This is a genomic window from Paraburkholderia sp. BL10I2N1 (genome assembly GCF_004361815.1).
Classification (GTDB): Bacteria; Pseudomonadota; Gammaproteobacteria; order Burkholderiales; family Burkholderiaceae; genus Paraburkholderia.
This window is the reverse complement of the sequence record NZ_SNWA01000001.1, coordinates 3,625,475-3,645,828: the sequence shown is the minus strand read 5'-3', so window position 1 is coordinate 3,645,828 and position 20,354 is coordinate 3,625,475. Positions and strand designations below refer to the sequence as shown.

Genomic DNA, 20,354 nt, shown 5'->3' with positions numbered 1-20,354 from the left:
TGTTTGCTCCTGCTCACCGCGCTCGGACTACGTGCAACTGCTCGGCACACTACGGCCGTCCACCTTCTGGTGAAAGCGCAGCAGACCAGGTCCAGGCCTCGACATAAAACGGGGTGCCCGTGATGACAGCCGGGTTGCCACGTCCGTTGCGGGGGATGTTAGGCGGGGGCAAGTATTCGCGCTGGTCACACACGTTGAATGCAGCCGACGCTGTGGCATCTCTTTGAATATGCAATTTGCATGAGATTGCGGAACATCGTCGGCTTTCGCCCCGGACTTGTCGAAACAGAGATTGGCGCTCTCGTCCGCCATATTGCACCCGATTTCTTGTGGTTTTAAATAGCGAAGCGATTCTCTCACATTATGTTTATGTGTTGCAGGGATCAGTTCTGCTCGAGTTCGCGCACGGTATCGGCGTGCCGCTGGTCATCTTCAGCGTGCAGATAGATGCCGGTTGTCTGGATCGACGCATGACGCATGTTCTTCTGGATGAAGCGCAGGTCCGTGCCTGCATCGGCTTGATGTGTCGCAGCGCTATGGCGGAGCCAGTGTGTTGACGCGCGTCGCAGCGTTTCAGCGCCGGCCACGTCGCCCGTTTCGAGCATATCGGCGGCGCGTCGAAACACTTCCTTGACGATCAGATAGACCGCGGCTGGCGTCAGGTGTCTGTGCGGATCGCCCGCGACGCTCATCACCGCGGCCGCCTTCTCATTTCCCGACGGCGTCGGTGCCAGCCCATGAAAAACGCGGTATCGTGCGAGATCCGCCATCAGCGCAGCGCTCACCGGCACCTCCCCTTCGGTGCCGCCCTTCCCCACCACGTGGAGCCACCAGTTGCCCCGCCGCTGATAAAAGTCGGCCGCCTTGGCATGCGCCGCTTCCGAGACGCGCAGTCCGGTGCCGTACAGCAGCCGGACCAGCCAGCGGCTGCGCTCGTAGTGCTGCGTATCGCGCGCGGTCTCCCGCGGCCACTGCTCGACGCTGGCGAGTACGTGATCCCACAGGGCGTGATCCAGGTAACGCTCGACCCGTCGTGTGCGCCGCGCTGCCGCGCCGGTCCGGCGGCGCAGCGCGAGCGGATTGCCGGCCAGGTAGCCGGCACTGACCAGATACGACAGCAGGCCCGACACGATGCCGAGCGCCTGATGCCGGCTGCGCTCGGACAGGGGCCCGTCGAACAGTCGCCGCGTGCCGCCCCGCCGCGGCCGTACCGGATCGGCCCAGTCGCCGGTCGGTGCCGCGAGAAACCGCTCGTACAGCAGGAAGTCCTCGCGCGTGAGGCTCGAGAGCGGCTTGCCCAGCGCCTGGGTGGCCCACAGCAGCAGCCGTACCGCTTCCTTGCGGTAGCTGCGCAGCGTGTGCGGCGAGCCGGCATATTCCGCGAGCCACAGGCGCACGGCCTCGACGTCGCTGTCCGCGGCGATCTGCCGGTGCCCGCCGCGTGCGCGGTTGATACCGTTGTGCCCGTCGAGAGCGGCCGGCAGCACAAGGGAAAAGATCGGTTCTGGTGATTCTGGGGCTGCAGCGGGCAGATTCATGGTGTGACGCGTTTTGAATTGGGCTTTTGGCAGCATACAGCACAAATACTTGCGATTATGGGCGTTATCACAAATTTCGAACAGCAGGCGTTACGTTTATAACGTTATACGATAATATACAGTCATAATCTGCGTTCAAATGCCGTTCCTGCCAGCCGTTTTTACCGTGAAAGGCCGCCCATGAGCCGTATCAGTGACACCCGTATCCGCACCCGGGAAGCCGCCGCGCAACTGGTCGCCTCGGGCCGGCCTGCGCATGAACTCACCGTTGACCTGATCTACGCGGAAATCCGCCAGGGCAGCCGCACCACCATCAATGACGAACTGAAACTGTGGAAGGACGAGCAGACGCGCAATGACGCACTCGCCGCAGCGCTGCCGCCGGCGGTCGCCGATGCGATGCTGTCGGTATGGGCGCTTGCGGTCGAACAAGGTGAACGGGTCTTTGCGCAACGTGGCGACGAGCTCGAAGCAGAAGCGGCCGCCGCCATCACACGCGCCGGGACACTGGAGACCGCCCATGCGGAACTTCAGGGCGAACTTCGCAGCGTTCGCGGCCAGCTTGACGACCAGCAGGCACGACTTGCCGCAGTGCTTGCGGAACTCGCGCAGGTCCAGGGCGGGCGTGACGCCGCGCTCCGGCTGGCCGAAGCAGCCACGACCGAAAGGGACGCTGTCCGCGCGCAATCGGAACAGGCGCTGCGCGACGTGCGATCAGCCCATCTTCGTGAAGTCGAAACGTTGCGAGCGACCCACGCCGAACATGAAGCGGCCTTGCGTGCAGAGGTCGACCGTGCGACGGCGCGGCTCGAAGGTGTCCAGAAACGCGTCATGCTGCAGACCGAAGAGGCACGTGACGCGCAACGCCGGGCGGAGGCTGCGCTCTCCGAGGTCCGTAAGCGCAATGAGCAGCTTATCGGCGACGTCGAGCGGATATCGGCGGACGCCGCCGAACAAAGGCGCGTTGCCGAGCGGCATGAGAAGCTGCACGATCGCGTCACGCAGGAAGCCCGTGGCCTGCAGCACGAACGCGATGGTCTGGCTCAGCAGGTTGCGTTGTTACAAGGGCAATTGAAGGCCCGTGAAAAATCCCCGTCAGCCCGTCGAGCCAGAGTTTCGCGTCCGCAAACCTGATCACGCGAGGGGTCTGCGCCGCGCCGCATGCCGCCACACCGCCCTGCCCGCTGAGAACGCTAAATATCCCGGCAAAACGGTCATCAGGGTCCTGTGCTTGTTTCCTGTTGCACCGAAGCAAAGGTGACATGGCGGATGCGACCAAAGAAGGCGCCAAACGATATCCGATGCTGGCCGACATGTGATGAAGGACGGCTGCGTGAGGCAAGCCGGCGATCACGCATGGAAATCACCTACGACCATAAAGGACATGAAGGTTGGACGGATCTCCCTGCTCGAGTCTCTGCATCCGTGTGTCCACTCGTTTCTCAAAAAACTGGACGGTCTGAATGCAATTTACCCGCTGTTATATGTGCGAAGCCGAGGGCACAACGACGGAGCATGTCCCTCCGCGTGCGCTATTTCCGGAGGCGAACGATATGCAGGGAAGAAACTATAGGATCGACCTTATTACCGTCCCCTCCTGCCCGCTCCATAACACAGCCAAGTCGGATGACGACCAGTTCCTGATGGTGAGCCTCGCGGGCATCATTGGCAATAACCCAATCGGTTATCTGTACATCGTGCGCGAATTTGCCCGGTTTCTCGGGCGCTCCCCTGACACGGCCGCCCTCGAGGACCTGCGGCGCCACCAGCCGCATCTCGTCGATCACGGCACATCGCCCGTGCCACCGAACCACGCCATCACCGGCCTAAAGTTTCTTCTTCGGGGTTACGCTTGACCGGCCCGACCTGATGGTCAGGATGCACCCTGTGTCCGTGCCCCCGCATACTGCACGTCGCACCCAGTCCCGATGAAGTGCGTCGCCTCACCGAGGCGGCCGGCAAGCTCAAGCACCAGACCGCCCTGTCAGTCGCCTACGGCGCAGGATTGCGCGCAAGCGAAGTGGTGGCCCGGAAGGTTCGGCGACGTCGACAGCCACCGTATGACGCTGCGCATTGAGCAGGGCAAGGGCCGTCGGGACCGCGCCACCTTGGGGGTGTATGCACAAGAAAGTCTGGATGCTGAGGGCGGCCGTTTGGCAACTCGGGATGAACCGTGACAGTCCAGTTCAGAAGCGAAAATAACCGATCCCTACCAACCTGGCTAACATGGTGCCCGAGCACTTTGCGCTGCTGCAGCTCGGGCCGCCGGGTAGGTCCCACCCTTTGAAGTCGCACTCACCTGGGAACAGCGTTTCCATGGCGACCAAGCAACGAATGGTAGCGCGAAACATTCGCACTCCTGTGCGGTGGGTCCGTGTTCTGATCTGGCAGTGCGGCACCGGTCGCCCGCTCCGGACGTCCGCCGCCCTCGACCGAACGCGGCAGTACTCACAAACTTCGTTCGCGCCCAAAGTGAAAAGCGTCGCGCGACACGTCTCCAGTCGTTCGGCTTGTGCGGGTTTGCGCTAGATTTCTGCGGTGCATTGTGTTCCAGTGGTGCCTGAGGAAGTCAATGAGTTCGCAGAGGCCTTCAAACATGATATGCAATCTCTGCCAGTCAAGTTGCCCGACTGTGTCTCAGAGTGCCTTCCGGCGCAGCTGACGTGCACGCACCACCTGTCCCGCGAACGGAGCGGCCTCTGGTGAGGCCAACATAACGGCAAGTCTTCCCACTTCATCAGCTGTAATCCACTGCGCCTTCGGATGCTCCCTCGAGCGCGTCGCGACAATACTGTCGACGAGCAGGGTCAGTGACCTCGCACCCGACGTCGCGAGCTCCTGATCCAGAACGCGCATAAGCATGGCCTGTGCAGCTGCGGTAATGGACACCGGCCCGTAGTCAGGCACCGGTTGATCTGCGGCGCCGCCATTGATCAATAGATATACACCACGAGTTGTGGCCACAAGAGGCGCCAACGCCTGCGCTGTACGCATGTGACTCGTCAGACCGTCTTCCAAGACCCGGTTCCAGACTTCAGCTGAGGCGTCGAGCAAACGGCCGGTGTGCGACCAGCCTCCAAGCGCTGCAACGACCACTTCGATTCCGCCGTGCCGCGCGGCAGCATTGGTGGCAAATTCCCTCGCAGCGGCAGGATTAGACAAGTCCGTCTCGACAAGATCAAGCCCATCCCCAACTGCCGCGTGCAGCGCTTCCAGACGCTTCGCGCTTCGCGACGGGACCACAACAGCGTAACCCGCCTTTCTGAATGCTCTCACAATGCCTTCACCCACGGCACCTGCCCCGCCGGCGACAATTACAGCTCTTTCTTTCTCCGCACCCATGACGTATTCCCATTTTGAGCAGATTAATCTTCGAACCGATTCCCAAGCTGGTGCAAAGAGCGTGCCGCGCTGATGTTTCCGAAGACAAAAAGTCCGCTTGTTTCCAGGTCGGTGTCTATCGGTACCAGGCAGAGAAGTTGATCAACGACGGCCAGGCGCGCGAGCGACAGACTCGTCGGGACATCGGATGCTCAGCATATCGAGCACACCCTGCGCTCTTCGTACTGCAGAATGAACTTGCATACAGCATTCGAACACCTGGAGCCCAGCGGTTGTCGCCTTTATCCGCCGGGTCGTCCTTTCGAGCAATGCCACGCCGGACTGCGCTTCCATGCTCGCTACAACCCGGCTCAACGTCGACTTGCTTACTCCAATCTCTTCTGCAGCGCGGGTAAAGCTTCCGTTGCGCACTACGCTGGCGAAGTAGAGAAAGTGACTCGGTTCGGCATCAGCACTGTCAATAATTGAGGACATTTTCTTCACTTCGATTCTGTTCTGCGGGTCGGTCAGCCATAACGATCCGACACGGCGTTCTGGCGAGAAGAGCGAAATGGGAGCGTCCGATCGTGCATCCATGCGCGACGGATTACCCGCTCAAAGGCAAGCGTCGCTTTGAACTCTGTTCGGCACACATCAATCGACCGGCTATCAACCCACCCGTACTCCGCCAAACGCGTCGGCAAAGTCTCGTGCGAATTCTGCGACGGTGCGCGCGGGTGCGCCTGTTACCCTCAAAATATCGTCTGTCACGACGTCACCCCAGTTCCCGCTGTAGGCCACAAAATAATCGTGCAGAACGTTAAGCGTGAAGTCGTCAAAACCCATTTCCGCCATGTTCCGGAGCGCCGCGTCAAGTGGCACGTCCTGATAGCGAACCGGCTTTGCTAGCACACTGGCAAGCGCGCACGCCGTCTCATCCATCGAAATTGACGCGGGCCCAGTCAACGTATAGCTGACGTTTGCATGGCCGTCGGACATAAGCACCCGCGCAGCAAAGCTGGCAATGTCACGCGTATCGATCATCCCCATACGCCCGTTTCCCATGGGAAGCGGCAAGATGCCCTGCTCCGCCACGCTCCTCGCCGCCATCAACAGGTTTTGCATGAAGAAGTGCGGCTTCAGAATCGTATAACTCAAACCGGAGGCAATGAGCTCGGCGTCGGACAGCGCGTGCAGACGTCCATTGATCGTAGGCGCGTTGTGTGCCGCGCCGAAGGCTGACAAACGGACAATGCGCCGTACACCAGCCTGGCGCGCTGCCCACAGCGCGTTCGACCCTTGCTCAGGCGCTCGCGGACCCGGCGGCGTCAGCATGAACGCGGTGTCCACACCAGCGAACACCGCGTCCAGCGTTTGCGGCTTTTCAAGGTCGCCCACGACGATGTCGATGCCGGATCGCGCGAGCGAATCACCCTTTTCCGGATTACGTACCAGCGCGCGAACTTTTGCATTCGCGGCTACAAGCCCTTTGATAACTTCGGCCGAAATGGCGCTCGTTGCGCCGGTGACGAGAATCGTGCGTGACATGTTCTCTATCCTCATTTGCATGGTTTCGCGACTAGCGTGGTCGGCCACCCGACCCGACCATTCAACCGCGGATGGCGTTTTTGCTTTCGACGCGCTGTCTATCAGGCAGCGTTTATCGCGGGGTAGTCGGTGAAGCCCCGTTCCTCCCCTTGATAAAAAGTCGTTCGGTCTGCCTCGTTGAGGGGCGATCCGGCGCGGAAGCGATTCACAAGATCCGGATTAGCGAGGAAGAGAGTGCCGAACGAAACGAGGTCCGTATCCCCCGCATCGATTGCCGATTCAGCCCGTGCGGCATCGTATCCACCATTCGCAATGTATGTGCCGTTAAAGCGCTGCCGCAGGGCCTTAAAGTCGAACTCCCCTTCGCCGAGTTGCATCACGTGCAGGTAAGCGAGCCCATACTGACCAAGCAGTTCTGCGGCGTACCCGAACGTCGCTGCAGGATCGCTGTCGCTCATCGAGAAGCCGTTGAAGATAGGCGACAGACGAACGCCTACTCGGTCGGCGCCAAACACCGGCACGACGGCTTCCACGACTTCCTTCAGGAAGCGCGCGCAATTTTGAATCGAGCCACCATAGGCGTCCGTACGCACGTTTGTACCGTCGCGCAGGAACTGGTCAATCAGGTAACCGTTCGCTGCGTGAATCTCGACGCCGTCGAAGCCAGCAAGCTTCGCGTTTTCCGCCGCTTTGCGGAAGTCGGCCACGACACCGGCGATTTCCTCCAGCTCAAGTGCACGCGGTGTCACGAGCGACATAAGCCCTTCGGCCGTGAAGATTTCGCCTTCGGCCCGAAGCGCGGACGGCGCGACCGGCAACGCTTCATTCGGTTGCACCGAAGGGTGAGACAGTCGGCCAACGTGCCAGATCTGCAGGAAGATGCGACCGCCTTCTGCGTGCACTGCATCGGTCACCTGCCTCCAGCCCGCGATCTGCGCGGCGGAGTGTATGCCCGGCGTGCGCGGATAGCCCTTACCCTGCGGCGAAATCTGGGAAGCCTCGGTGATGATCAGGCCGGCACTTGCGCGCTGCTGGTAGTACTGCGCGATCAGCGGTGTCGGCGCGTCGCCAGTACCGGCACGGCTGCGCGTCAGCGGCGCCATCACCATCCGGTTGCGCAGCTTGTATGCGCCAACCTGCACCGGCGAAAGCAGTTGATCAAGCGAATTTGCGGTCATGCTCATCATCCTTTTCAATAACGGACCATACGGTCCAAAATGGTCCAAATAAATCCCACCTGGGGTGGGAACCGTTTATTGCAATGCCTGCAGCATTACTCCAAGCGCATCGTCAAGCCGGTCGATGTTTGCCTTCGAGCGAGCCATAACCTGCAAGCCCTGGTGTGTGACGGTGAGAAAGCGTGCGAGTTTTCGCGCATCTTTATCGCCGGGGATAGAGCCGTCAGCCTTACCGCGTTCAACAGCATGGGCGAGCGCATCTTCGATTCCCAGGAAATCCCGGGCAATAAGCTGCTGTACTTCCTCGTCATGCGGTCCGAATTCGACGGCCTCGTTACAGCTCATACAACCAAATGGCCGATCGGCAAGGCGCGCATGCTCAACCACCATCTCGAAGAAGGCCCGAATAGATGCGAATGCAGTCGGTTTGCTCTTCAGATAACCGTCGAGCATCCGCATTCTCTCCAGCCGGTAAACCTCGAACGCTGCAAGGAACAACTCACGCTTGCTTCCGAACGTGTCATAAAGGCTGCTCTTGCTCAGACCGGTGGCCTTTAGCAGGTCGGTGAGTGATGTCGCCTCGAAACCGTTGCTCCAGAACACCTGCATTGCCTGAAGCAACGCTTCCCTCTCATCAAATTCACGCGGCCTTGCCATCTCGTTTCCTTAACTTGTTCGATAGGATAGCCGTTTCGGACCCGACGGTCCAGAATAGTTTCTGCAACAGTCCGTATCACCATAGCAACTGATAAGATTAGCGCAAGACAGCGCTACCTATGTATTTCGCGCGCGGCCTGAGCAGGAAGCCCATCGTGCGCTGCTCCAGCACGTGCGCCACCCAGCCGCTCGTGCGGCTCAGCACCCAGATCGCCGTGGCAGATCCGTCGGGCATCCCTAGCGCCCGCGCAAGCGTGACCAGTGCTATTGCAACGCCCGGATGTGCCTGCTGCTGTGCGCGAAGTTCGTCGAGAAATGCAAGGGTATTGCGGGTGTCCACGTCCAGCTTCGGGAGGGCCCGGACCAGATCCAGTATGACGTCCGCCCGAGGGTCACCTCCGGGATACATTGGATGATTGAAACCGAACAGGCTTGCGCCGTACTCCTTGACGAGGCTCTTGCGCTGTGCCAGATCCTTGGCCGACGTCGTCTGCAGCAGTGCGGACTCCACCTTGAGGGTGGCCGTACCTGTTGAGAATCCGAGGTGCGAGCCTATTGCCGCTGCAACGCAGTTGAAGAGGTCCGCGTTGGTTGATGCAGCAATGCGCGCGGCGAATGTCGCCGGCGCCAGTTCGTTATCGGCGAGCACGACCATCGCGCCATTTAATGCGCGCAGAGCCTCCGGCGAGGCATCAACCCCGCTGACGCGCAGAATAAACGCCGGAAGCGACTCGAATGCCTGGCGCGCTGCGAAGCGACGCGACGTCTGCAGGAAACCCAGGCAGCCAGCCATCGTTTGCATCAGGAGTCGTGCGGCCGGTACGGATGCGCCGTCCGCGATTTCCGCCGGTCCCCTGCCGCGCATACCCAATGCGAATGTCACCATGCCGAGCAGATTGCCAATATCGGTGGCCACTTGCGATGCCTGGTAATGGTCAATCATCTGCTTCACATCTTCCGGCGTGTCGATGGCCGGCCAGGCCGCGAAATTGTCTTGCCACATTCCTGTCATCAGCAATTGCGCGACCGATTCGAACGACACTCCCACGCGTGCCATCTCGACGGCTGAGCGGGTTCGGTAGGATGGGCCGGCCTCGGCTATCTGCGTGATTGCCGACGCCACTACCGGCGCACCCCAGTGCATCGTGGATTCCGCCGCGGCGATCTGCGGCGGTCGCCCACGTTTGCGGCTGCGAACACGATCTACGTCGGTCCGGAAATACAGGCTCTTGCGACCGTCCGGGTGCGGAGCCGTCTTGATTAAGCCGCGGCTCACGTACGCGTAGAGCGTGCCCGCCTTGATGTTGAGCAATTCGAGCACTTCGCTTCGAGTCAATAGATCCTTGGCCATGAGACGACGCATTCCTTTGACAAACTCGATTTAATCAATTGTACATCGAGCGCCAGCACACTCCTCAAATAAGGCCCAACGGCAAGCAGGCTCCTTTATATTGATTTGAATTATCAATCTTGATTGAACCCTTAAGGAAGTCTATCGTTTTCGCATGGCAAGGGTTGCGCGGCGACGTGACCGAAGCACAAATCCATTACCGAAAACGGAGGCAGTCATGCATGAGTTGAAGCACGCGTTCGAACGGCGCGAGGCCTTGTTTGTCGATCAGACAACAACACGTCCGCGGGACAATCACTACTGGGATCCTGTGGTCATCACGCGCGAGGAAATCGACGGCGAAGTGGCTCGCCTTGCGGGCCTGCCTGCCCCGGCCGACGGACGCCGGCAATCGCTGATCGTGCATCCCGCAGCGCGTAACGACGCACCGGGGCTCGCGCCCGGCATCCAGGTCATGCTGCAGGTGCTGTTGCCGGGCGAAGCCACGCAACCCATGCGCCACAACGCGACTGAGGTCAACTTCTGCATTCGCGGTGCGGGCCGCACGATCGTTGCCGGCCGCTCTATTGCATTCCGTCAATACGACGTATGGAACCATCCGTCATTCGTCGCCTATCAGCACATCAATGACTCGGACGACATCCAGGTCCGGCTGGTGTACTCGAACATCCCGCTGCTTCAGCACATGGAAATCTATGTGCAGGATTTCGATGTTGCGCTTGACGTCGAGAGCGGTCCTGCGATTACCCACTCTGATGACGATCCTCGGCGCAAGAATCCCTATGGCACGTTCCCGATCGGCACCGAGGGTGGCCTGCTCATGCCGTATGAGACGTTGATCAACCCGACAGTTGTCGAGTCGAAGCCGCTCCATTTCCCGTGGGAAAACGTAAAGGCAGAACTCGACAAACTCGCCGCGCTTGGCAGCGAGTACGTGGGCCGACGTCTCTACATGATGTACAACCCGACGACGGGACGCACGAACGGCATCACGCCGAACTTCTTTGCAACCATGACAATCCGTCCGCCAAAGATCGTCGATCGTCCGCACCGCCACGTATCGGCAGCAATCAACTACTACTTCTCCGGCTCGGGCCACAGCACGGTCGCTGGCAACCGTTACGACTGGAAAGCGGGCGACCTGATGCTGTCGGCACCCGGTTGGGCTGTGCACAACCATGCATCGCACGACGAGCCCGTGTATGAACTGACGATTCAGGATCAGCCACTCAACATCTACATGGAATCGCTCCTCTGGCAGGAGAGCTTGAAGGAAGCGCCGGCGTTGCTGGGCACCCAGACGGGCTTCCAGACCAATCGCAAGAGCGCAGCCTGAGGACTCGATCGATGAACAAACTTTCTTCATTGCGGGGTTCAATGACCCCGATCGTCACGCCGTTCCGGAACGGCGAGGTCGACTACGACACCTACGCGCGGCTCGTGGACTGGCAGATCGCCAACGGCGGTCACGGCGTGCTCGTCAACGGCACTACTGCAGAACCCAGCACGCTGACGACTGCTGAACGCAATCGCCTTGTGGACGTGGCGATCGAGGCTGCGGCTGGTCGCGTGCCGGTGATCGCGGCGACCGGTTCCCAATCGCTATCGGAAACGCTCGAGCTGACTTCGCATGCGGACAAAGCAGGCGTCGACGGGCTGCTGGTTGTCACGCCGTACTACATCAAGCCGCCACAACGCGGCCTCGTCGAGTATTACGCAGAAGTCGGCCAACGCACAGAACGGCCGCTAATGATCTATCACATCCCGGGACGCGCGGCCGTGAACGTGGATCTCGCGACCGTCAAGGCAATCAGGGAGCGCGTGCCGAACCTCATCGGCATGAAACACGCCGTCAACGATATGGGTTTCGTCACGCACATGCTTGACGCGTTCGGGCCCGACTGGCATGTGTTTGTGGGCCTCGAGGAACTGAGCTTCCCGATGCTCGCGGTCGGTGCATGCGGATTGATGAATGCGGTCGGCAATCTCGCACCCCGGAAGGTCGCCGACCTCTTCGAGGCCGTCGACCAAGGCGATCTTGCGGCAGGCCGAAAGCTGCACTTCGATCTGTTTGAACTGAATCTGTCAGTGTTCTTCGACACCAATCCGATTCCGATCAAGTACATGATGAAGCGGCTGGGTCTCCTGCCGGTCAACGAGCATCGGCTGCCAATGGTCCCTGCGACTCCCGAACTCGAAAAACGCCTTGACCACGTGCTCGAACGCGCAGGTCTCATCTAAGGACGAGGAGCCATAGACATGCCAACACATAAGCTGGCGACTCCCGTCCTCGCTCGTCCCGATCTGCTGCGTCAGGCTGCGTTCGTGGGCGGCACGTGGATCGAGGCCGGTGACGGGGCGGCGCTTGACGTGCGCAATCCGGCTTCGGGAGCAATCGTCGGACGCGTGCCTGACCTTAAGGTCGAAGTGGTGCGCAGCGCAATTGAGCAGGCAGCGACAGCGCTGGAATCCTGGAAGCGGACCACAGCGAAGCATCGATCGCAATTGCTGCGCACGTGGCACGACAAGGTGACTGCGCATATCGAGGACATTGCACTGATTCTAACGTCCGAACAGGGCAAGAGGCTCGCGGAAGCGCGCGGAGAGATTCGCTACGCCGCATCCTTCATCGAATGGTTCGCTGAGGAAGCGAAGCGGATCAACGGCGATGTGATCCCCGCCCCCGCCGACGGCCATCGCATTATCGTCGTCAAACAGCCGGTCGGCGTCTGTGCGGCCATCACGCCATGGAACTTCCCGGCGGCAATGATTACCCGCAAGATCGGACCGGCGCTTGCGGCGGGCTGCACGGTAGTTCTGAAGCCGGCGAGCGCCACACCATTCACCGCGCTGGCGCTCGCAGTGCTCGCCGAGGAAGCTGACATTCCCGCGGGCGTCATCAACGTTGTCACGGGCAGCGCCCGCCGCATCGGCGATGAACTTTGTCGTAACCCGATCGTGCGCAAGCTCACGTTCACCGGCTCGACCGAAGTCGGTCGTGAACTGATGGCGAAATCGTCGGAAACGGTCAAGAAGGTTTCAATGGAACTGGGCGGCAACGCACCGTTCATCGTATTCGACGACGCTGACATCCCGAAGGCTGTCGCGGGCGCGATCTTCTCAAAGTTCCGCAATGCCGGGCAGACCTGCGTCTGTACCAACCGGATTCTGGTTCAGGAGAGCGTGTACGACACGTTCTGCACGGAATTCGAGCGTGCAGTGGCGCAGCTACGTGTAGGCCCGGGAACGGCAGAAGACGTCGATCAAGGCCCGCTCATCAATAGCGACGCCATTGCCCATCTCCGCGCGTTGCTCGAAGACGCAATTGCGCTGGATGCGACAGTGACCGTCGGTGGCAACCCTCATCCGCTCGGCGGTAATTTCTTTGAACCGACGGTTGTGCGCGGCGTCACTCCCGATATGCGACTCTTTCGCGAGGAAGCGTTTGGCCCCGTGGCGCCGATCGTGCGATTCGTCACGGAAGAAGAAGGCATTGCGCTTGCCAACGATACGGAATACGGCCTCGCTGCTTACTTCTTCGCGTCCCGCATGGACAGGATTGTTCGCGTGTTCGAGGCGCTCGAAGCCGGCATGGTCGGCATCAACACCGGCGCGATCTCATCAGAAGTCGTTCCGTTTGGCGGAGTCAAGGCGTCCGGCGTCGGACGCGAAGGCTCTGTGTACGGAGTCGACGACTACCTCGAAATCAAGGCCGGCGTGCTCGCCGGTGCGTTCTGACGCGCGACCGTCAAAAGGAGACAACGATGAGTAACCGTATCCCCCGACTCGAGATGGAGTCGCTGCCCCCCGACCTCGCAGCCTATCTGGAGCCGCGCGTGAAACGGCTCGGGTATCTGGGCGAACTCTTCAAGTGCGCAGGCAATGCGCCCGACGTGATCCTGCAATTCATGCATTTCACGGACGCATTGAAGAAGGCGCTCCCGGACCGGCTGACCGAACTCGGTGCACTGACAGTGGCGAGCTACATGGAGAACCGCTATGAACGCCATCAGCATGAACGTCTGAGTGCGAAACTGGGCTTTCCCCGCGAATGGATCGCGGAGGTCAACAGGCTCGATCCGGCGTCGGCCGAAGCGTTGACGGATGTCGAAAAGGCGGCGCAGGTCTATGCGCTCGCGGCGCTCCAGAAGCGTGGAATAGGCGTTGAGGACGAGTTCGAGGCACTCGCCAGTCTCGTTCCGCCATCCGAAGCAATGGCCTTCGCAATGTTGATTGGGCGTTACGTCACTCACGCGATCGTGGTCAATACCCTCCGGCTGGCGCCGCCGGTCCCGTCAATCTTCGAGGAGTAACAGCGAGATGACTTCACCGATCTGGATCTCTGAGCAGAATGTCGTCGAGTTGATGAGCCTTTCCGACGCAATCGGGGCGCTCGAACGGGGCCTGGCTCAGCAGGCGGCGGGCGATGCACGCAACATGGTGAAAACGCATGTAGCCTGGGCCGAGAACAATCTGCACGCCATCGGCGCAACCTATCCCAAGACAGGCATCGTCGGAACGAAGACATGGGCTCACACTACCGGCGGAACATGCCCCTTGCTGATTCTGTTCGACGCTGCGACGGGACAGTTGAAAGCGATCATTGAGGCGTTCGCGCTCGGGCAGATGCGCACCGGCGGGATATCCGGCGTCGCGTCGCGCTGGCTTACACAGCCGGATGCCGACCTGATGGCGCTTATTGGTACGGGCAAGCAGGCCCTGTCGCAACTCGCCGCGGTGGCCGCTGTACGACCGCTGCGCCTCGTGCGGGTCTTCAGCCCAACGCCCGAGAAGCGGCAGGCGTTTATCGCCCGCGCGCGTGAGACGTTTCATATGGAAATTGTCGAAGCCAGTTCGGTCGAAGAGGCCGTCGCCGACGCACCCATCATTACCACGGTAACGCGCGCGAAACAGCCATTCCTGTCTGCTTCGTGCATAGCCCGGGGCGCCCACATCAACGCGGTAGGGGCGATTACCGAGGAGCGTGTCGAACTTGAAATGAATGTGTTCGCCCGCTGCACGCGCGCCGTCGTTGACGACCTGCCCGCGGCGCAACGCCTTTCGACCGAGCTCATTCGGGCCTATGGCGAATCCCGTCGTTGGGCGGACGTCAACTCGCTGTGTGATGTCATCGCCGGAAAGAACGGCCGCACCACTGATGACGACATCACTATCTTCAAGGCAATGGGGATGGGAGTGTCGGACCTGGCGCTTGGCGTCGAAATTCTGGAGCGTGCAACGCGTGCCGGACTCGGCGCCCCGCTCCCGCTTCCAACGCGCGAAGCCCCGCGGTTCGCGTAATTCGCCCGCGGCGTCGCCATTCCGGGTTTGTCTGATGGACCGCGCCTCGGGCCGCCCGGCGCATCCATCGCGCTGGGGCTCATAAAACTACATCTACCGTTCATATTACGTGGGAGACAAAGAATGAAGGCCAAGCTGAATGACACAATGGCTCTTGCGTCATTACCCGACGTTGACCTTGAGGCGCCCCGTGCAAGCGCGGTGTGGAACTCCTCGGGCCGCCTTGACGTAAGGCAGGAGATCGACAACGCGCCCCTCCGACCCTTCCACATCTGGCTGGGCCTGTTGATATCGCTGATACTTCTGGCTGATGGCTACGACCTTTACAACGCTGCCTACATCGTCCATTCGGTCACTGAGCTATGGCGCCTGTCACCGGGTGAAATCGGTGTACTTCTCTCCAGCGGACTGGCAGGCTTCGCAGCAGGATCGACCGTTTCAGGACTGTTAGGCGACCGCCTTGGCCGCAGAAAGGTGCTTCTTCTCGGGTGCTGGGCATCCGGCATCATGAGCCTCGCGATCGCTGTCGCAGCGCATGACTTCTTCTCATATGTCGCGCTGCGTGTGGTCATGGGCCTTGCACTTGGCCTGCTCATGCCGATCGCCATCACCTATATCAATGAAATTGCGCCGGCGCGTGTGTCGAACGTTTTCACCGCGTGGTTCTTTTCGCTCGGCTGGCTCGCAGGCGCGTCATCGGCCGGCATTGTCGCGGCATGGCTCACACCCCGTTTCGGCTGGCAGAGCTTGTACTACGCCGGCGCAGCGCTGCTCTCGCTTACGGTGCTCATCCATTGGCTTCCAGAGTCGCCCCACTACCTTGCGAGCCGCGCCCGCTGGTCGGAACTGAAGGCATTGCTCGGAAAGATCCGTCCTGATCGCGCGCAGCGCTACGAGTCGGCGCAGTTGTACGTGCCGCCCGCGATCGAGCACCGCGGTTCAGCGCGCGTGCTCTTCTCACGCGATTACTGGGTCCGGACTGTCAGTTGCTGTTGCGCGGGCGCACTCAGCCTGTTTTCGGCTTACGGCCTCTCCGGCTGGCTCCCGACCATCATGCTCAAGCGTGGCGAAAACCTGTCGGCAAGCTTTGCTTACGGGTCCCTGCTCGCTGCAATGGCTGTTCTAGGCGGCCTCCTGGCGGGCTTCGCGGCAGACCGGTCAGGCGATCGCCGACGCGTCGTCGCCATAAGCTTCGTACTTGGTGCGGCAGCCATATGGGTGTTAGCACGATCTCATAATCACACGACGACCATCATTGCGGTAGCCGCGGCGGGGGCGTTCGTAGTTGGATCCCAGATAGTTCTCAACAATCTGGTTGCCGCAATGTATCCCACTGAGATCCGGGGGACAGGTGTCGGCATTTTTCTCGGATTGTCGCGGGTGGGAGCGATGTTAGGACCTTTACTTGCAGGCCTTATCCAGCAATGGTCAGGCACATACGATGCCATGTTCATCGCCATCGGAGCTGCCTTGTTGCTTACTGCGGCTCTCGTATACGGTGCAATGCCTTCCAGCATAAGTGTGACGCCTGCGCTGGATACCTGACAGTCGCTACAACGGCGGAATTGAATCACCGCTTATGCCGGAAGGCGCTGAGCGGAATGGAGCACCGCTCTGTTTTCGCTCCAATGGCGGCCTCGTCCGTGTACTCAGGGGCTCGGAATGAAATTGAGTCACCTCTGACATCAGACTCGTTGTTCGAAAGTTTATGTCGCTGGCTGCATCAGTGCTGGAAAAGTAGAAGGAGAAGTCGATGGGTACGATAGACAGACCTTTGCGCTCACTGGTCAAAAAGTGGCTTGGGCCGACTCCGGCGATGCCGGCCCGAGTCACCGAGTTTGGTCGGATGCCTTCCAATCGGGGACGGTATATCTGCGTGGAAGCACTGCGACCATCAGGCGCTTTGACAATCTACTTCTTCCTCCATGATGACGGTGCGTGGCGTGTGTTCCCGCCCGATATCGAACGACCGGCGATGAACGCTTCGTGGTGTGCTGCGGCGTGATGGCAGCGTCCGTGCATGTGTTGCTAGATCCTAGCCGCGGGGTTGCAATGCCTGACGAGGGAAGATTTTAAAGGCGTCACCGGGCCTTTCGCGGAGGGAATGCTCCGGGTACTCCACGAAACGCCCGGTGGCAGCTATTAGCCATCCGGGATCCCCACCGTCGTCGCACTGTGCAAACATCTGAATGCCAGCACGACAGTCAGGGCCGATCTGACGGCATGGTGCAGTTGCCCGAAACTCCTCGTCCCGTCGACCTACGTGCCCCACAACAGCGTGGGTGCCGGGCGCCGATGGCGCACCGTATGGAGAAAAGATGTTCGAGTGCAACGAAACTCTGCAGCAGGCGCTAGAGCGCAAAGTCGAAGATGCGCTCCGCGAGGATATCGGCCGTGGGGACTGGACCGCGCGACTCGTGCCGCCCAGGAAACGCGTACAAGCCTTTGTGACGGCCAAAGAAGACGGAGTAATTGCCGGCCAGTCCTGGTTCGCAGCTTGCATGGCAAGGCTGGACACCGACGCGCAAATTGAATGGCTTGTTCACGAAGGCGCACCAGTTAAAGCTAACTCGGTCGTGTGTCGCATCAGCGGCGACGCAAGAGCCCCTACTGTCTGACTGTCTGCAGAGCGATCAGCACTGAACTTCCTGCAAATGCTATCCGGCGTAGCCACCTTGACTCGTCGCTACGTCGACAAAATTTCGGGCGTTTCGCCCAATTCCAAAGGGTGTGCGATTCTCGACACACGGAAGACGCTCCCAGGACTTCGACAAGCGCAGAAGTATGCCGTGCGCGTCGGAGGCGGATTAAACCATCGCATGGCGCTGTGGGACGGCATCTTGATCAAAGAGAATCACATCGCTGCTGCAGGCGGGGTGCGCCGGGCGCTCGAGCAAGCAAAAAGTCTGGGAGGGAACATCAGCATCCAGATCGAAGTGGAGAACCTCATCGAGCTCCAGGAGGCGCTGGGCGCGGGGCCAGAATGCATCCTCCTGATGGCTTCAGCCTCGACGACATGTCACACCCCTTCATCGTGAACGGCGGTCGCGCGGTTCTGGAGGTGTCCGGCGGCGTTGACCTGGATTCCCTGCGCGCAATCGCCGCTACAGGCGTGGATCGTATTTCGAGTGGTGCGCTTACCAAGCATGTTCGCGCTATCGACTTGTCGATGCGGATTCACGCCTGATGCCGAGTGAACATCATCGATCTGAGACAGCACAGGTTTCAAGCCGGAGCTGAAAAGCGAATGCGATCGAGTAACGACCGCATCCTCACGGCCGCGCTCACTGCATCCGTAGCTTCGGATTAAGGCAACGCTGATTAAGGCAGTATGACTTTATATGGACGCCTCCCTTTTTGCGAAGGTTTTTCGTGTGGTCGACTTGATGGGGCGGTTGCTGCTTTATATCCGGCCTGTTGCAGCCAATCATTCGGCTGCGGGCCCCGATGAAATCCGCTGACTCCCACCTCATTTCCGTGTCGAGCTCAAGGCTCTTCGTCATACCCAGGTTTAGGGAGTCCCGGTCCGACCTATCTTGTCATTACACACGATTGCCAACGCAACCTGTCAAAGTGCCACCTGTGAGAACAGCTTCTTTGTAACGCAAATTCTTTAATGAGGTTTCGAGCTTACGTACTCTCTGCCGTACTGCCTGTCGTGGGCGAGAAGTGCCCAAATGGTTCTTGCGATCTTGTTGGCTAGAGCCACGATTACCACGTTGAACGGTCGGCGTTTGCCGAGCTGCTCAACCCATGCGCCGGCCCTGTCTGGATGTCGTAGCACGCTACGAGCCCCGTGGATCAGCAGCGTGCGCAGATACGTGACGCCTCTCTTGCTGATGCCCAGCAACTGAACCTTGCCGCCAGAGCCGGTTTGTTTGGGCACCAGACCGAGCCAGGCGGCGAATTCCCGTCCTGAGCGAAAGGCCTTCGCGTCGCCCATCGTCGCGACAGCCGCCGTGGCGCTCAACAATATCAGTCCACCGTTCGTACGTTTCAAGCGTTATAGAGCTCGCAAGCAACGGATAAGGCAAAAGACGATGAAGCAACAGACGCTCGCGATGGCCGCAGATCAAGGTCAAGGTGCGGGATTCGAGACCCGACGCAAACGCACGCGTCGGGACGAGTTTCTCGACGCGATGAATGCGATCGTGCCGTGGGCCGGATTGTGCGCGGTAGTCGAGCCGTATTACCCGAAGCGCGGCAACGGCCGACCGCCGATTGGCCTCGAGCGCATGCTGCGGATTCACTTTATCCAGCACTGGTTCAACCTGGCTGACTTTGCGTGCGAAGAAGCGCTGTATGACAGCACCAGTCTGCGTCGCTTTGTGGGCATTGATCTGGGCTGCGAAGCGGTGCCGGACGCGACGACGCTGCTCAAGTTCCGGCGCTTGCTGGAGCGCGACAAACTGGGTGAGCAGCTGCTCGCCGAAGTGGGCCGGGTTCTGCAAGTCAGTGGCATGAAGCTCAACAGTGGCACCATCGTAGATGCCACCCTGATCGGCGCGCCGAGCTCGACCAAGAACGAGCAGAAGGCCCGCGACCCTGAGATGCATCAGACGCGCAAGGGAAAACGATGGTATTTCGGCGCAAAGCTGCATATCGGCGTGGACAGCCAAACCGGTCTGACGCATAGCGCGGTGCTCACGCCGGCCAACGTGCATGACAAGCACCCGCTGCCGCAATTGCTGCACGGCCAGGAGCGACGCGTCTATGGCGACAGCGCCTATGCGAGCCAGAAGGCGCTGATCCGCAGCAAGGCACCGAAGGCACGCGACTTTACCAATCAGCGTACGCGTCGTGCAGGCGAAGTCGACGAAGTGGCGCGCGGCAAGAATCGCAACAAGTCGAGGATCAGGGCGCGGGTCGAGCATGTGTTTGCGGTCGTCAAGCGTCTGTGGGGATTCACGAAGGTGCGCTATCGCGGTCTGGCAAAGAATGCGAACCGCGCATTCGTGGCCTTGGCCCTGGCCAACGTCTATCTGTCGCGCAAGCGATTGATGGCACAGGTACGCCCTTAATGGGCGAAAGGCGGGCGAAAAGCCCGCATGCAAGGCCCGTGAGGGCCAAAAACCAAGGAGTGAAGCTCGGCTTCATGAGTGAACCGCCTTCAAATAGCGGACACGCCGCAAATTCAGCAGCTTGTTCAGCGTTGCCTTAACACATCCGAATGGGGCGGCGGCTTCCCTGGCGTCACTCCTCCCCTTGCCCGACGAGTTCGCAGTGGTCCCGACCATGCCTCGATCGCTGACCGAGCGGTGCTGGTAACGCGCCGATTCCGATGAAGCATGGTCACTGGCGCGATACATCGCGGGAGACGGGGGCACTGGAACGGACAATAGATCGGGACGCGACCGCAGGTGTCCCGTTCCCCGTAGCAGCAACGCGAAATCTGTTCGTCTTTACAGTGCGGAATCGATCCCCGCGCTGCCAGCGCGCCCGCGAGCAACCTCCTCACGG

15 protein-coding genes and 3 pseudogenes are annotated in these 20,354 nt (G+C 60.3%); 11 read left to right on the top strand and 7 right to left on the bottom strand.

The window, feature by feature from the left end; genetic code table 11:
• Window positions 1-383: 383 nt before the first annotated feature.
• Window positions 384-1,538: a tyrosine-type recombinase/integrase gene (locus B0G77_RS16900; protein ID WP_133663139.1), complete on the bottom strand. Its 1,155-nt coding sequence runs from the start codon at window positions 1,536-1,538 to the stop codon at window positions 384-386.
• A gap of 180 nt (window positions 1,539-1,718) precedes the next feature.
• Here B0G77_RS16900 and B0G77_RS16895 point away from each other — a divergent pair, with 180 nt between their 5' ends.
• Together B0G77_RS16895 and B0G77_RS16890 are read left to right on the top strand one after the other, a co-directional pair.
• A complete protein-coding gene (locus B0G77_RS16895; RefSeq protein WP_133663138.1) occupies window positions 1,719-2,672 on the top strand; it encodes a DNA-binding protein in 954 nt (317 codons plus the stop codon).
• Window positions 2,673-3,223: 551 nt separating this feature from the next.
• Window positions 3,224-3,640: pseudogene (locus tag B0G77_RS16890) on the top strand (tyrosine-type recombinase/integrase); the annotation flags it as partial.
• Window positions 3,641-4,175: 535 nt separating this feature from the next.
• Here B0G77_RS16890 and B0G77_RS16885 read toward each other — a convergent pair.
• From B0G77_RS16885 to B0G77_RS16860, 5 genes are all read right to left on the bottom strand, one after another.
• Complete coding sequence (locus tag B0G77_RS16885; RefSeq protein WP_133663137.1) at window positions 4,176-4,880, bottom strand: SDR family oxidoreductase; 705 nt, start codon at window positions 4,878-4,880, stop codon at window positions 4,176-4,178.
• A gap of 648 nt (window positions 4,881-5,528) precedes the next feature.
• The gene (locus B0G77_RS16875; RefSeq protein ID WP_133663135.1) at window positions 5,529-6,407 is read right to left on the bottom strand and encodes an SDR family oxidoreductase; all 879 of its coding nucleotides are present in this window, start codon (window positions 6,405-6,407) and stop codon (window positions 5,529-5,531) included.
• Window positions 6,408-6,508: 101 nt separating this feature from the next.
• Window positions 6,509-7,591, bottom strand: coding sequence for an alkene reductase (locus tag B0G77_RS16870; RefSeq protein ID WP_208116428.1), 1,083 nt, complete (start codon window positions 7,589-7,591; stop codon window positions 6,509-6,511).
• Window positions 7,592-7,660: 69 nt separating this feature from the next.
• A complete protein-coding gene (locus B0G77_RS16865) occupies window positions 7,661-8,242 on the bottom strand; it encodes a TetR/AcrR family transcriptional regulator (protein ID WP_133663133.1) in 582 nt (193 codons plus the stop codon).
• 97 nt (window positions 8,243-8,339) lie between these two features.
• Complete coding sequence (locus B0G77_RS16860; RefSeq protein ID WP_208116427.1) at window positions 8,340-9,593, bottom strand: citrate synthase family protein; 1,254 nt, start codon at window positions 9,591-9,593, stop codon at window positions 8,340-8,342.
• Between the two features lie 217 nt (window positions 9,594-9,810).
• Here B0G77_RS16860 and B0G77_RS16855 point away from each other — a divergent pair, with 217 nt between their 5' ends.
• The 8 genes and pseudogenes from B0G77_RS16855 to nadC all read left to right on the top strand — a co-directional run bounded on the left by B0G77_RS16855 (window position 9,811) and on the right by nadC (window position 18,081).
• Complete coding sequence (locus B0G77_RS16855) at window positions 9,811-10,929, top strand: AraC family ligand binding domain-containing protein (protein ID WP_133663132.1); 1,119 nt, start codon at window positions 9,811-9,813, stop codon at window positions 10,927-10,929.
• Window positions 10,930-10,940: 11 nt separating this feature from the next.
• Window positions 10,941-11,834 carry a 4-hydroxy-tetrahydrodipicolinate synthase gene (dapA, locus tag B0G77_RS16850; RefSeq protein WP_133663131.1) on the top strand — a complete coding sequence of 298 codons (894 nt, stop codon included), beginning with the start codon at window positions 10,941-10,943 and terminating at the stop codon, window positions 11,832-11,834.
• Window positions 11,835-11,852: 18 nt separating this feature from the next.
• Window positions 11,853-13,331, top strand: coding sequence for an NAD-dependent succinate-semialdehyde dehydrogenase (locus B0G77_RS16845; protein ID WP_133663130.1), 1,479 nt, complete (start codon window positions 11,853-11,855; stop codon window positions 13,329-13,331).
• Between the two features lie 26 nt (window positions 13,332-13,357).
• Window positions 13,358-13,906 carry a hypothetical protein gene (locus B0G77_RS16840; protein WP_133663129.1) on the top strand — a complete coding sequence of 183 codons (549 nt, stop codon included), beginning with the start codon at window positions 13,358-13,360 and terminating at the stop codon, window positions 13,904-13,906.
• Window positions 13,907-13,913: 7 nt separating this feature from the next.
• The gene (locus B0G77_RS16835) at window positions 13,914-14,894 is read left to right on the top strand and encodes an ornithine cyclodeaminase family protein (protein ID WP_133663128.1); all 981 of its coding nucleotides are present in this window, start codon (window positions 13,914-13,916) and stop codon (window positions 14,892-14,894) included.
• Window positions 14,895-15,017: 123 nt separating this feature from the next.
• Window positions 15,018-16,439: an MFS transporter gene (locus tag B0G77_RS16830; RefSeq protein WP_243751030.1), complete on the top strand. Its 1,422-nt coding sequence runs from the start codon at window positions 15,018-15,020 to the stop codon at window positions 16,437-16,439.
• 208 nt (window positions 16,440-16,647) lie between these two features.
• The gene (locus B0G77_RS44275) at window positions 16,648-16,899 is read left to right on the top strand and encodes a hypothetical protein (protein WP_133663127.1); all 252 of its coding nucleotides are present in this window, start codon (window positions 16,648-16,650) and stop codon (window positions 16,897-16,899) included.
• Window positions 16,900-17,212: 313 nt separating this feature from the next.
• Window positions 17,213-18,081: pseudogene (gene nadC / locus B0G77_RS45260) on the top strand (carboxylating nicotinate-nucleotide diphosphorylase).
• 426 nt (window positions 18,082-18,507) lie between these two features.
• Here the strand turns inward: nadC and B0G77_RS16815 are convergent.
• Window positions 18,508-18,876: pseudogene (locus B0G77_RS16815) on the bottom strand (transposase); the annotation flags it as partial.
• 58 nt (window positions 18,877-18,934) lie between these two features.
• Here B0G77_RS16815 and B0G77_RS16810 point away from each other — a divergent pair.
• A complete protein-coding gene (locus B0G77_RS16810; RefSeq protein ID WP_133663126.1) occupies window positions 18,935-19,915 on the top strand; it encodes an IS5 family transposase in 981 nt (326 codons plus the stop codon).
• The last annotated feature ends 439 nt before the right edge of the window (window positions 19,916-20,354 follow it).